Raw genomic sequence first — 12,938 nt, 5'->3', positions numbered from 1 at the left:
CACGGCCGGAACGATCGGAACGGTCGGTCCTCGGGTGTTGTCGCGGGCCTCGGCCACGGCGTCTCACCATCCTCGCGGGCTGGGGGCCGGCATGCGGGTCAGCCCCGGACCTGTTCCCCCGGCGGAGCGGGCCGGAAAGGGCCGAGCACGTCCCGGCCCGGCTGGATGACGCCGTAGCTGCTCTCCGGCACCTCGTTCCAGGCGCCGGGGAGGTCGCCCAGCGGTTCCGACACGACCAGGCGGGTCTCGTCGGAGATGTCCCGCAGGAATGCCGCGTCCGGATGGAGCGCGCGCAGGGTGTCCACCTTGGTGCTGAAGTACAACGACCGTGAGCGGCCCTCGGTGGAGTATCGGAAGGCCCACAGGCGCTCGCCGTCGGCCACCGCGAGGGTCATCTGCAGGGGGTCGGGGATGCCGTGGTTCTGCCCCGCCTCCTCGACCAGGCCCGCCATGCGCGCCACGGCACCGGGAGGATCCTCCGTCAGGCCGAAGGTGAGGGCCAGGAAGAACATGAGCTCGGAGTCGGTAGAACCCTCGATGTCGGCATACAGGGCCGGATCGACGGCCAGAGCGAGATCCCGCCTCAGCCGGTGGAAGTCCCTGATCGCCCCGTTGTGCATCCACATCCAGCGCCCCCTGCGGAAGGGGTGCGAGTTGGTCTGCTGGACGGCGGTCCCGGTCGAGGCCCTGATGTGGGCGAAGAACAGACCCGAGCGCACGTGGTGGGCGACCTCCAGCAGGTTGCGGTTGTTCCAGGCGGGTCCGACGTCCCGCAGCACCGCCGGGGTGTCCGTGTCCGGCGTGTACCAGCCGATCCCGAAGCCGTCGCCGTTGGTGGTCTCCACCCCCATCCGGGAGTGCAGGCTCTGGTCGATCAAGGAGTGCTCCGTCTGGAACAGGACCTGACTGAGAAGGATGGGCGTACCCGAGTAGGCGATCCAGCGGCACATGGTGGGCCCGGTTTCTTGGGTCGGGACGGGACGGGACGGGAGCGGTGGCGCCGACGACCTGGTCGGGCGGCCGGCCACGGTTCGGGAGGCCCGCGCGCCCGGCGGGTCAGGCCGGTGCCTGGCCGCGCGCCCGCCCGGCGGGTCAGGCCGGTGCCCACAGACACCAGGCGGGGGGTCGCGGGGGCGTCCATGGGTTAGCCGGGGCAGGACAACCGTTCACTCGTCCACGGTAGGAGCCGGGGGAACCGAGCGCATGTTGGACCGAGCGGGTGACCCCGGCCGTGCGCTCGCCCCCACGGCCCCGCACCCCACGAGGTGCCCCCCCCCCCCGCACACGAACGGCCCCGGACGAGAGTCCGAGGCCGAACGGAGGTGCCCCGGCAGGTGCTGATTCCCTTGGGCGGAACGCGCGGCGAGCCACTTGATCCGGCTCATGCCGCCCTGCATCGGGCAGTCCGCTCACGTGGCGCCGACCGCCAAGCACTGCATGGTCAGACCTGGCCGAGGTCGACCTCCACCGGGAAGGGGGCCGCGACCTTGAGGACGCCGGTGAAGACGTCTCCGTCCCGGTAGGTCTTCGTCGCGGGGTCGAGAACGTAGGTGTACACGAGAGGAACGCCTGTCACGGCCTGCTCGATCCGCCAGTAGAAGGCAATGCCTGCCTTGGCGTACTGGTCGACCTTCACGATCCGGTCGGTGGTCTCCGAGCCCGGCGACACCACCTCGGCGACCAGCAGCACGTGTTCAGGGCGAGTGGGGGTGATGTCGATCGTGTCTGCGCGGTACACGATGACGTCCGGGCGGCGATTGGTGAGCGGGACGTCCTGAAGCCGGACGTCGAAGTCCGTGTCCGCGTTCCACTCCGGGCCCGCGGCGGCATCCAGGGCGTTCGCCAGAATCCGAGCCAGCCGGTTGTGCCGCTTGGACGCGCTCGGACTCACGACGACCATCCCGTCCACGACCTCGATACCGGCGCACTGCTCCTCGGACCAGGAGTCGTACTCCTCCGCCGTGATCTGCTCATGCATCCATGCCGGGGCCACCATCTCGGCCGTCATGAAGCACCTCCCGGACACTGTGCTGCGGGCCCGATCCCGCTGGATTCAGCGTACTGTCTGCCATCCGTCCGGAACGCTGATCTCGCTCACGCCCCCTCCCCGTCGGCCGGCATCCGCGTAGTAGTCGAGGCTGCTGCATGGGCGCTCATCGTCCTGGTGTGCGCCCCTGGCGCGCGCCCAGCGCATCAAGTGGACCCTCCGCGCACTCTGCCCTGGTCCCCTGACAACTGCTTCTCTGGAACAGCTGATTCGCACGGATCAGAAGCAGATCAAAGTGGTGCGGAGAAGGAGAGGAGCGCCCTTGACGCCGCAGTCCCCATCCCAGGGCCTGGAGGGGTGGCCCGCCCGCAGCTTCCTCGGTGGCCTGTCGGAACCTGTCCGTACCAAGCTGCTCGGGATCGGTACCCGCTGCCGTTACCTGTCCGAGGACATCCTGATCCGCGAGGGCGATTTCTCCAACCATGTGGTGCTCTTGCGCTCCGGATTCGTCAAGGTCACCGCTCGCCTGGACAACGGCCACGAGGCGTTGCTCGCCATCCGGGTCGGAGGGGACATAGTCGGCGAGATGGCCGCCATGGACGACGGTGCGCCGAGGTCGGCCACGGTCACCGCCTGCGGAGAGATCGTCGCCAGCATCGTCCGCGAGTCCGACCTCCGGGTGTTCCTCGAAGCCCACCCCGAGGCGGCGCGCGCGGTCAACCGGATCGTCGTGCAGCGGCTGCGCTGGTCGAACCAACGGCGAGTGGAGTTCGGGGGGTATCCGGTCAAGGTGCGGCTTGCTCGCGTGCTCGCCGAGCTGGCGACCTCGTACGGGCATCCGGTGCCGCGTGGGCTGGTCATAGGGGTCGACCTCACCCAGCCGGAACTGGCCGCGCTCACCGGCTCGGCGGAGGTCACCATCCACAAGGCGCTCGCCGAACTGCGCAGAGACGAACTCATCACCACCGGCTACCGCCGCACCACTGTCCTCGATGTGAACCGGCTGCGGGAAATCGCCCAGCTGCCCGCGGCCGTTCCGTAACAGGGGCGTCGCCCGCACCGCCTGCCGAAAACCGTATTTCTACGACCCACTCGGTGTTCCCCGCCTCCGGGCGCACAGTTGACGCCCGACCTCGTTCGACCAAGGCAGACGGGTGACCGAGTCCATGACATCGCAATCGCATTCGCCTTCACATTCGCAGGAGATCATCACACGGCATCTGTGCATGGCCGCCGACGTGGAGAAGTACAGCCGCCTCGACACCCCGAGCCAGGAGGCCTTCCAAGCCGACCTGGTGCGGGTGCTGGAAGAGGCGGCGGTGCTCAGCGGCCTGGACCGCACGGCCTGGGAACGCCAGCCGCAAGGCGATCAGGAATTCGCCGTCCTGCCGCTCGAAACCCAGGAACCGGTGGTACTTGGCGCCTTTGTACGGAACCTGGCCGTCCGGCTCGGCGAGCGCAACGCCAACCGCGCCGAAGAAGAGCGGATGAGGCTCCGGCTCGCCATCGACTTCGGCGTGGCCCGCACGGCCGCTCTCGGCTACAGCGGGCCCGCCCCCGTCTCCGTGGCCCGCTATCTCAACGCGCCCCAGCTGAAGCGCGTGCTGGAGGCCCTCGGCTCGACCGATCTCGCCTTGATCGTCTCCGACCGGATCTACCAGGACGTGGTCCGGCTTCGAGGCGAGGGCCAGGGCCTGGATCCGAGCCGGTACGTCAGGGTGCACGTTCACCAGAAGGAGTTCAGCGGCTACGGCTGGATCCACGTACCGGAGCACGGCCGGGAGGAGCTGGAGCCGCTCGTGGCCGACCCGGAGCCGGAGGAGGCCGCGGCCCCCGCGCCCACCAACGTGGTGAAGAAGAACAAGGGCGGCGTCTTCCACTTCGGCAGCGGCGACGCGGCCAGGACCATGCACAAGAAGTACTACGGGTGATGGTGCGTGAGACATGGACGACAAGACCGAACCCGTGAACGAACACATGGACCCGCTTCCGGCTGAGCCGTCCGCCGACGAGGAGGAGGCCGCGTCCACACCCGCCGGCACGGAGGCGACCGACGAACAGGTCGATCACATCCGGCAGTTGCGGGAACGCGGCCTGGCGCAGACCGTCGTCGACGGGGGAGTCAAGGCGAGAGCCGTCGGCTTCGGCAGCGGTGACGCGGCCGGGACGATCTACAAGAACTACTACGGCACTCCGGCCGTCGACCCTGTCGACGGCCGGGTCCCGGAGGACGACCTGGACCGGCTGCGCGAGCTGTACGTGGCACCGGCCACGCACACCGCTCTGGTCGACCACCTGACCAGACACGGGGTCGCGGTGCTGCGTGGGGCCCCCGGCTCGGGGCGTTACACCACGGCACTGCTCGCCGTGCGGCAGGCGATGGACACCGGCGTCGTCGTCCTGGACTCGCAGGCGGGCGTGCGTCGGCTGGTGACCGACGAAAGAGGCCTTCAGCCGAGCCGGGGCCACGTCATCGAGGGCGACGGCACGGAGTGGGCGAACGAACTGCGCCCGCAGTTGCTCATACGGCTGCGAGCAGCGACGTACGGCCGTTCCCCACTGGTGATCATCGTCGACGACCACGTTCCGGTCGGAGGTCTGACCGGGCACGTGGTCGAGCACGAGGTGGCGGACGGGACACCGTTCCAGGTGCTGGAGCGGCATCTGACGGTGCTGCTCGCCGACCGGCCGCTGGACTGCCGCAAACTGCTGGAGCACGACGGCCTGCGGGAGGACCTGCGCGGGCGCAGGTCCATGGCCGAGGTCGCCGGGCTGGCCGGTCAGCTGGCGCGGCGGGTGCGTGACGGCGACGACATCGACCAGATCGTGCAGGGGCTGGGAGCCGAGCTGCGGGCCAAGGCGGTGAGGCTCCTCGGACCGCCGCAGAAGAATGCGGCCGACGGGGCAGGAAGGCAGCAGCTGTCCCTGTGGTCGCACGCGTTCCTGCTGGCCTGTGTGGTGCTCGACGGGACGACGCTGAGCCGGGTCAGCCGGGAGTCCCACAGGCTTGCGGAGCTGCTGCACGGGGTGCGCTCACCCTCCTCGGTCCCGGCGATGCCGCTGTTCGAGGAGAGCGTGCGGGACTGGCTCGACCACTCCGACGTGGAGTTCACCGACCGGACCGGGCAACCGGTCGGGGCCCGGCACCCGGAGTGCCTGGTGCGGGTCAGCCAGCCCGGTCTCGGTGAGGCGGTCCTGGAGGTGCTGTGGCATGACCACAGCGGGGCCCGCGGCCCCCTGCTGGAGTGGCTGGACAGCCTCGTCGTCCGGGGCGAGGAGGACATCCGGGTGTCCGCCGCTCAGACGGTCGGTCTGCTGGCGACCTTCGACTGGGCCTACGTACACGAGGAACTGCTCGTACGTTGGGCATCCGAACGAGGGGAACACGCCGAACGGCGGTGGTTCGCGGCGGCCTGGGCGCTGGAACGGGCGGTGACCGATCCGCTGCTCGCCCCCCGGGTTCAGCGCCTGCTGTCGCGCTGGTCCCAGCGCCGTGACTTCCAGGCGTGTGCCCAAGCCGCGTACGGCACGCGGATCGGGGCGAAGTTCCCCGCGGAGGCGCTGAGCAGTCTGGAGCGGATCGCCGGGGCGGGGACGAGGAGCGTGTGGGCCGCGGTACGGGAGATCTACGCGGCCGGATCACGAGCCCAGGTGCTGGAGCGGCTGGCCCAGTGGTCGGCCTCGTCACGCCACTGGCTGCGCGACGACGCGGCGAAGTGTTTCCAGGGGCTCAGCAGATTCCGTGGTGAGCGAGCGGTCACCGCCTTCCTCAAGGAGCCGGGGTCCCGTGAGCACCTGCTGCTGCTGAGCCGGCGGACGCTGCTCAGCAGCAGCCGTACACACCGCCAGTGCGGCTGGAACTGCATGCGGCTGTGGGTGGAGCGGGCCGGGGACGAACCGGGCCTCGACGAGCTGGTGACCGAGTTCTTCGCCGAGTTGCCCGAGCCGGACGTCGAGGGCGACCGGCTGCGTGAGCGGCTGCTGTTCCACCTGCGGCTGTGGGGTCATCAACTCCCCGATGGCGACACGGCGCTGCATATCAAGTCCCTTCTGGAGGAGAGGTGGTCGATGTGACCAGCACATCGCGTCGTGGCCCGTTCGCCTGGCTGCGAGGTCTGTTCGGCGGCCGACCGGAGCAAAGAACGCCCTTCGAAGCCGTGACGGTCGAGGTGCCGGAGATCACGTCGGTGCATCGCAACTCGATCGTGAGGTTCGAAACCCCCGCCAAGGGCGACGGGTTCGGCTTCCAGGTCGAGATCCGCTGCGACTGGTGCGCCGAGGGGCGCGTCGACGACCAGACGCTCGGCCGTGCCCTCGACGGCTATCAGGCGGTCATGCCCCAACGACTCACGGAGCGAGTCCGTGACATCGCCCGCCGCTACGAGCCGTTCCGTGCCGAGGAGGCCGAGCGCGCCGTCAACGACCACCTGAGGGAGGGGGAATGCTTCGAGAACGGGCTGGTGAGCTGTCGTACCGTCGCCTATCTCCAGCCCGCGCCGGAGGTACTGGAACAGCAGCGCAAGGCGGCCCTGGAACTCCAGGACATCGAGCACCGGTACGCGAAGTCCGAGCTCCAGGTACGGCTGCTGAGCGAGGTCGCCGAGAAGTGGCGGGCGTTCCTCGCCGGCGGGTTGGCCGGGGTACCGCAGAACGACGACGCGCTCGCCTGGCTGACGCCATGGGCGGTGCTGCTGGCCGAGCAGCCGGACAAGGCGGCCACCGAGGTCGGCGAGATGTTCCGGCAGCGACAGCACCAGGTCGACACGTTCGTCAAGCTCCTGGAGAAGCAGTCGAAGGCGTACCAGGCGCAGGATCTCTTCGAGTTCGTCGCCACCAACGAGCGTCAACTCGGCCATGCGATGCGGTTGTTCGGCCTGCCTCTGCCGGGCGAGCTGGACTCCGGAGGAGAGCCCGCGGAGCCGCTGCCCCGGGCACGGCCGGCCCGGGGCTGAGGCAGCGGTGCGCGGGGATCAGGGCAGCAGCGGACCGGTGAGGAAGGACAGCCCGGCCGTCACCGCCATCAGCCCCGTCCAGACGACACCCCTGGCGATGTACCGGTGCTTGGTCATCACCACCTGGGCGAGCACCGGGATCAGTTGCCAGATCTCCCTGCGTTCACCGGCCTCGTCCGCCGGCGGAGCGGTGCCGTCGGCGACGGCCAGCAACGGCAGACTGAACCTGTTGGGGGTGGGCGGCGGCCCCAGGCGGGGGCGGAGGGCCTGGACCACGCAGTACACGGCGGGCAGGAACGTCGCCACCTGCAGCAACAGCAGGACCACCGCGGCCCAGGCGCCGGGCCCGCCCCGCTCCCACGCCTCGCGCATCACGCCGCCCTGCGGTACAGCCGTGGCCATCAGCCCCGCTTGAACGGCACCGAGGATGCCGACCTTGGTGTCGGCGAACTGGGCCGACGCGTGGAGTGACGTGTAAACGGTCAGCCCCGACTGGAGAGCGGCACCTTTCTCTTCTCCCGCGGTGGCGTTTCCGGCGGACGGATCGGAACTGGGCACGGAGAACCTCCTGGCACCGAATGGTCGAGGACCTCCAGTAACTCCTCTGTTTCCACCGGAGAACAGTCACAAATGTGCATTTCCCTGTATTGGAGACCCCAGTGAGCCTCTTGACCCCGCCACGCCTCAGCCGGCTCCTCGCCGGGGCGCTGGCGCTGACCGCCGTCCTGGCGGGCAGCGGCTGCGGTGCGTTCGACACGCCCGAAGCGCGGCCCTGCGCATGGCTGGACCGTAGCTCCGACGGCGCGAACGACACCCAGGAGCGGACCATCGTGCTCGTGGACCGCAGCCCGTCCGCCCGGCCGGACCGGACCACCCCGCCGGGAGACCGGGTGCCGGACTGGGCGGCCACTGTGCTGGCCGCTCGGGAACTCGCGCCCTCGGCATTGGAGGGCGGTACCCTGTCCGCCGCCGGCTTCGACGGCACCAGGGCCACCGTCAGCTGGGCGGTGGACCGTACATTCGTCACACCCGTGAAGGGCAACGGCACGCTGAAGAAGGACCGGCGCGACGGCCGGCGCGACTGTCTGAGGCAACGGCTGCGGCAGCTGGCCGCCGAAGGGCCGGGCACCGGCCGGACCGATGTGCTCGGCGCGCTCGCCGCGGCCGGCGACCAGCTCGGCTCGCAGGGGGGCCGCCGCCGGATCGTCGTGGCGACCGACGGACTGACGAACACCGGCTGCGCCGATCTGCGCTCCGCCGGGTTCGACGGCACGGCGGAGATCAAGGCGGCGGTGGAGCGCTGTCGCAAGGCAGGCGAACTGCCCGATCTGACGGGCACCGAGGTGACCCTCGTGGGCATAGGCCATGCTGCCCGGGGCGAGGCGCCGTCCTCTCCGCAGACCGCCTGGCTGACCACCTTCTGGAGCAAGGTGTGCGACGCGACCGGCGCCTCCTCCTGCGAGGTGGCCGCCACCGCCCGGGTCCGCCAGGCGGGAAGGAACACCTGGGCCGGCAAGACGGAACCGGAGGTGACTTTCCCGGCCGTCGCGGAGCAGCGGTCCGGGCGGACCACCACGATCATCCTGCCCGGCTCCGTACTGTTCGCGACCGACAGCGCGGAGCTGTCCCCGTCGGCACAGAGCGCGCTGGACGACGCCGCCCGGCGCATCGACGACCTCGATCCCGTCTCGGTCGCCGTCTCCGGCCATACCGACTCACGCGGCAGCGAACAGCACGGCAGGCAGCTTTCGCTGGCCCGCGCGCTGGCCGTCCGGTCCGCCCTCGCCGAGCGCGGGACCGCGGTGGCGTCCGCCCGTGGCTACTCCGACGACCGGCCCAGCTGCACTCCTGAGTACCACGACGGCGTACCGGACTACGCGGCCATGGCGTGCAACCGCCGTGTGGAAATCACCGTGACGGTGCGCCGCTGACCGACCCGACTCCGCCCGCAGCCGTTCGAGAAGCACATCGCAGAAAAGGACGTCGTCCATGTCCCAGACCCATCGAGGCATCCCCTGCCACCACGGCTGTGGATGCGACATCCGACACCTGGTGAAAAGCGCGGAACACGGTCCGGAACGGGACCCGGAACACCTGGACAACGGTGAGATGCGGATGCTGCTGCGCGCGGCCCGCGAGGTCGCCGAGCTCGTCGGCCACAACCGCGAGCAACTCGCCGCTGCCCGGGCCCGTACGATCGACGCCCACGCACGGACCGAGGAGGCGGTGCAGTCGCTGGCTCGTTTCGAGGCCGCAGCCTCTCTCCGGACGAGCCGAGTGGCCCACGAGGCAGTCGAATCCCGCCACGCGGAGGACGGCGCCCACGACCGGCGCCGCCGCGAGATGTGGATACGGGTCCTGCGCTGGCCGGTCATCGCCGCCATGGCCCTGTTCGACGCGTGGTACTTCATGCGGGTCTTCCAGTACCTCACCACCAGTGAGGAGACGGTCTCACTGGCCGAGCAGACGGTCTCCTTCCTGCCCGGTGTCGTCCTTGCCCTGGCCCTGATGCTGTCCGGCCACGCGATCGCGGCCCCGCTGCACCGGGTACGCGAGTGGCTGCACGCTCTGCGCGACCGCCCGGGACTGTCCTTGCTCGGTTCGCTCGCCCTGCCTGTCCTCTACCTGGCCGCCGTGTTGTCCACGGTCACCGTGTGGGCGGTACTGAGGGCCCGTGACACGGGAACGGAGGAGGTCGAGGGCGCCCGCTACGCGCCCGGCTGGGTCGCCGTACTGATGCTGGTGCTCGCGATCACCGCCGTGGCGATGAAGGTCCTCGCCCACAACCCCTACGCGGACAGCGCGGCCGAGGCCCGCCGTGGCCTGCTGCGGGCCAGGCTGACGTATGCCTGGCTGGTACGGCGAGTCGGCGATGCCTTGCGCGAGCATGAGCGGGCGTGGAGCGACCTGTGCGCGCTACGCGATGAATTGGCCTCGCAAGTACGCCTGGAGAGCATGCGCGTCTGGGAGGCGGCCATCCTTACCGCCCGCATGGTCCACGGACAGGCCGGCCACCTCCCGCCCGCCCCGGCCGCCTCGCCGGGCGGAGTGGAGGCGCAGGCGCCGACAGCCGCGTGGATGGCGCCGCTCTTCTCCGGCGTGGTCGAGCCCCCACCCGAGCTCGGCCCCTTGGTCGAAGCCCACCGAATCGCCGTCACCTGCGCCCCCACCGAGCTGCGCGCCCGTCGCACCGAGCTGATCAGCCGCATCGACTGTCAACTCGGCCCGGTATGACGCCGGCCGGGAACAGCCGCGGGAGCCCGCGTCGACTCCGCGTCAGCCTGATAGGTGTCCGGCCGGGGTGCTGCGGTTCCTGACCGCATCCGCGTCTTGGAGACGGCCTCTCCGAGAAGACCTCCCCGAGAACGCCGCACTCGAAGCGGAGCCCGAGCCCGACGATGCGGAGGATCCCGACCGAAGCGCGTGCCGGATGGTGCTGATCTTTAGGCAGAAATACCGGAGCCTGGCGATCCGTCCGCTCACGCAAACGGCCCCGGACGAGGAGTCCGGGGCCGACTAAAACCCCTCCCTAGGGGAGAAACCCCAGGCCAGAGCGGTAACGCGTTGTGCCCCCGGCAGGATTCGAACCTGCGACACCCGCTTTAGGAGAGCGGTGCTCTATCCCCTGAGCTACGAAGGCGAGGGTGTGGCGTGCGTGATGCCACCGGCGACAGTGTAGCGGGTGGTGTGGGGGCCGTGGCCGGCGTCGGGGGGCTGTGGGCGGGGCGTCAGTTCGGCTTGGGCGGGGTTGAGGTGTCGATGGCGAGGGAGATCGCCAGGGTGCCCAGGACCGTGCCCATGGCGTAGCGCTGGACCCTGAGCCAGGAGGGGCGGCGGGCCAGGAAGACGGCGATCGCGCCGGCCGCGAGGACGAGGCAGAGGTTGACCGCGACGCTGACCACGATCTGGACCGAGCCCAGGAGCAGGCCCTGGAGGAGGACGTGGCCGCGGTCCAGGTCGATGAACTGGGGGATGAGCGAGACGTACATGATGGCGATCTTCGGGTTCAGGAGGTTCGTCATCAGGCCCATCGTGAACAGCCTGCGTGGCGAGTCGGGCGGTACGTCCTGCGGTGCGAAGACGGAGACCCCGCCCGGCCTCAGGGCGTTCCAGGCCAGGTAGGCGAGGTAGGCCGCGCCCGCGAGCTTGACCGTGAGGTACAGCTCCGGCACCGCGGCGAAGACGACCGACAGGCCCAGGTTCGCGGCGAGCAGGTAGACCATGAAGCCCAGCGCGACGCCGCCGAGGGAGACCAGGCCCGCCCGTCTGCCCTGGGTGATGCTGCGGGAGACGAGGTAGATCATGTTCGGGCCGGGCGTGAGCACCATGCCCAGCGCCACCACCGTCACGCCGATCAGCCCACTCGGTTCGATCATGAGAGCCCCCGTCCCGCTGCCGCCGCTGTATTGCTCGGAGCTTAGGACTGTCGATTGGCTCGGTGCAATCTTATATTGCGCTCGGTGCAATGCCGTGGTTGGGTGGAGGGTCGTGAACGACTATCAGAACGTCGCCGACGCCGTCGCCGCGGAGATCAGGTCCGGCGCCCTGCGCCCCGGCGACCGCCTCCCCCCGCAGCGCGCCTTCGCCCGGCAGCACGGCATCGCCGGCTCCACCGCCGCCCGCGTGTACCGCGAACTGGGGCGCCGGGGCCTGACGGTGGGCGAGGTGGGGCGCGGCACCTTCGTCCGCGCGGTGCCCGCCGAGTCCGCGGTGTCCGCCCCCGCCCTCACCGAGCCCGCCGAGGGGGGCCGTATCGACCTGGAGCTCAACTATCCGGTCGTACCCGAGCAGAACGCGCTCCTCGCCGACGCGCTCGGCGGGCTGCTGCGGCCCGACGTCCTCGGACACGCCCTGCGGCCGGTCGGCACCGTCGGCTTCCCGGCCGCGCGGGAGTCCGCCGTCGACACGCTCACCCGCGGCGGCTGGCGCCCGGACCCGGCCCAGGTCCTCTTCGCGGGCAACGGACGACAGGCGATCTCGGCCGTCGTCAGCGCCCTGGTGCCGCCGGGCGGCCGGCTCGGCGTCGAGGAGCTGACGTACCCCGCCGTCAAGGCCATCGCCTCGGGTCTCGGCATCACCCTGGTCCCGCTCGCCATGGACGAGTCCGGACTGGTCCCGCAGGCCGTGGCCGAGGCCCACGCGGCGGCTCCGCTGCACGCCGTCTACGTCCAGCCGAGGCTGCACAACCCGCTCTCGCTCACCATGCCCGCCGAGCGGGTCCAGCGGCTCGCCGAGGTGCTGAACCGGCTGGGGATCGTCGCGGTGGAGGACACCATCTGGGCCTTTCTCCAGGACGACTTGCCGCCCCTCGCCGCCTACGCGCCCGAGCGGACGGTGCTGGTCGACAGCCTCTCCAAGCGGGTCGCCCCCGGTCTGACGCTCGGCTTTGTGGTGGCGCCGGACGCGCTGACGACCGGGATCGTCTCCGCCCTGCGGTCGGGCGGCTGGGCCCCGGCCCGCTTCGCCCTGGAGGTCACGCACCGCTGGCAGCAGGACGGCGTCGTCAAGGCGCTGGTCGCGGCCAAGCAGCGGGAGGCGGTGGCCCGGCAGCGGATCGCGGCCCGCTGTCTCGAGGGGTTCGACGTGCGGGGCGAGCAGCGCTCCTACCACTGCTGGTGGCGGCTGCCGCGGCCGTGGCGCGCGGACACCTTCGTCGCCGCGGCCGCCCGGCACGGCATCGGGGTGGTGCCCGCCGCCGCGTTCACCACGCCCGACCACCACGCCCCGAACGCCGTCCGGCTCGGCCTCGCCACACCCCCGCCGGAGGTGCTGGCCCGGGCCCTCGGCACCCTCGCCGAACTCGCCCGCTCCACACCGGAGGAACTCGTCACCGGCTGACCCCGGCGGCGCCCGAACTTCCCGTCGCCGTCGCCGTCGCGTTCACCGTCGCGGACATGCGGCCCGCCGCGCCTGTCTGCCGGCCCGTACGTGACCAGGTGCGCACCGCCGACCGGCCCCGGCCCATGAACAGGGGCGCACCCCAGCCCCCCACCCCCCGC

Annotated in this window: 11 protein-coding genes and 1 tRNA gene; 7 read left to right on the top strand and 5 right to left on the bottom strand. The window is 70.7% G+C overall.

The window, feature by feature from the left end; all coding sequences use genetic code 11:
* Positions 1–98: 98 nt before the first annotated feature.
* The gene (locus ACZ56U_RS17440; protein ID WP_469084858.1) at positions 99–950 is read right to left on the bottom strand and encodes a class II glutamine amidotransferase; all 852 of its coding nucleotides are present in this window, start codon (positions 948–950) and stop codon (positions 99–101) included.
* Positions 951–1,441: 491 nt separating this feature from the next.
* Positions 1,442–2,008: a Uma2 family endonuclease gene (locus ACZ56U_RS17435; protein ID WP_469084857.1), complete on the bottom strand. Its 567-nt coding sequence runs from the start codon at positions 2,006–2,008 to the stop codon at positions 1,442–1,444.
* A 301-nt stretch (positions 2,009–2,309) separates the two neighbouring features.
* On the opposite strand from ACZ56U_RS17435, the gene ACZ56U_RS17430 reads away from it, so the two are divergent.
* From ACZ56U_RS17430 to ACZ56U_RS17415, 4 genes are all read left to right on the top strand, one after another.
* Positions 2,310–3,029 (top strand): Crp/Fnr family transcriptional regulator, encoded by a 720-nt coding sequence (locus tag ACZ56U_RS17430; RefSeq protein WP_469084856.1) that lies wholly within the window; start codon positions 2,310–2,312, stop codon positions 3,027–3,029.
* 184 nt (positions 3,030–3,213) lie between these two features.
* Positions 3,214–3,918: a hypothetical protein gene (locus tag ACZ56U_RS17425; RefSeq protein WP_391452119.1), complete on the top strand. Its 705-nt coding sequence runs from the start codon at positions 3,214–3,216 to the stop codon at positions 3,916–3,918.
* A gap of 13 nt (positions 3,919–3,931) precedes the next feature.
* Positions 3,932–6,061, top strand: coding sequence for a hypothetical protein (locus ACZ56U_RS17420; protein ID WP_391452117.1), 2,130 nt, complete (start codon positions 3,932–3,934; stop codon positions 6,059–6,061).
* Entirely contained in the window at positions 6,058–6,939 is an 882-nt protein-coding gene (locus tag ACZ56U_RS17415) for a hypothetical protein (protein ID WP_469084855.1), read from the top strand. Before ACZ56U_RS17420 ends, ACZ56U_RS17415 begins: the two co-directional genes overlap by 4 nt.
* Positions 6,940–6,957: 18 nt before the next feature.
* Here the strand turns inward: ACZ56U_RS17415 and ACZ56U_RS17410 are convergent, their stop codons facing one another.
* On the bottom strand, positions 6,958–7,497 hold the full coding sequence (locus tag ACZ56U_RS17410; protein ID WP_469084854.1) for a Pycsar system effector family protein: 540 nt from the start codon (positions 7,495–7,497) through the stop codon (positions 6,958–6,960).
* Between the two features lie 101 nt (positions 7,498–7,598).
* Here ACZ56U_RS17410 and ACZ56U_RS17405 point away from each other — a divergent pair, with 101 nt between their 5' ends.
* Together ACZ56U_RS17405 and ACZ56U_RS17400 are read left to right on the top strand one after the other, a co-directional pair.
* Positions 7,599–8,870: an OmpA family protein gene (locus ACZ56U_RS17405; protein ID WP_469084853.1), complete on the top strand. Its 1,272-nt coding sequence runs from the start codon at positions 7,599–7,601 to the stop codon at positions 8,868–8,870.
* 58 nt (positions 8,871–8,928) lie between these two features.
* Entirely contained in the window at positions 8,929–10,173 is a 1,245-nt protein-coding gene (locus ACZ56U_RS17400; RefSeq protein WP_391452109.1) for a hypothetical protein, read from the top strand.
* 333 nt (positions 10,174–10,506) lie between these two features.
* Here ACZ56U_RS17400 and ACZ56U_RS17395 read toward each other — a convergent pair.
* Positions 10,507–10,579: transfer RNA gene (locus ACZ56U_RS17395), tRNA-Arg, on the bottom strand.
* Between the two features lie 88 nt (positions 10,580–10,667).
* Entirely contained in the window at positions 10,668–11,315 is a 648-nt protein-coding gene (locus tag ACZ56U_RS17390; RefSeq protein WP_469084852.1) for a LysE family translocator, read from the bottom strand.
* Between the two features lie 112 nt (positions 11,316–11,427).
* Between ACZ56U_RS17390 and ACZ56U_RS17385 the strand changes: the two genes are divergently transcribed.
* Positions 11,428–12,777 (top strand): aminotransferase-like domain-containing protein, encoded by a 1,350-nt coding sequence (locus ACZ56U_RS17385; protein WP_469084851.1) that lies wholly within the window; start codon positions 11,428–11,430, stop codon positions 12,775–12,777.
* The last annotated feature ends 161 nt before the right edge of the window (positions 12,778–12,938 follow it).

The sequence above is a fragment of the Streptomyces sp. NPDC034103 genome (genome assembly GCF_055575395.1).
The sequence above is the reverse complement of the archived record's forward strand: the minus strand, read 5'-3'. Positions and strand labels throughout refer to the sequence as shown.

Excerpts from the sequence above, each read along its gene's own strand:
- ACZ56U_RS17440 (WP_469084858.1), bottom strand. The coding sequence starts at position 950 with ATGTGCCGCTGGATCGCCTACTCGGGTACGCCCATCCTTCTCAGTCAG.
- ACZ56U_RS17435 (WP_469084857.1), bottom strand. The coding sequence starts at position 2,008 with ATGACGGCCGAGATGGTGGCCCCGGCATGGATGCATGAGCAGATCACG.
- ACZ56U_RS17425 (WP_391452119.1), top strand. The coding sequence starts at position 3,214 with ATGGCCGCCGACGTGGAGAAGTACAGCCGCCTCGACACCCCGAGCCAG.
- ACZ56U_RS17420 (WP_391452117.1), top strand. The coding sequence starts at position 3,932 with ATGGACGACAAGACCGAACCCGTGAACGAACACATGGACCCGCTTCCG.
- ACZ56U_RS17400 (WP_391452109.1), top strand. The coding sequence starts at position 8,929 with ATGTCCCAGACCCATCGAGGCATCCCCTGCCACCACGGCTGTGGATGC.
- ACZ56U_RS17390 (WP_469084852.1), bottom strand. The coding sequence starts at position 11,315 with ATGATCGAACCGAGTGGGCTGATCGGCGTGACGGTGGTGGCGCTGGGC.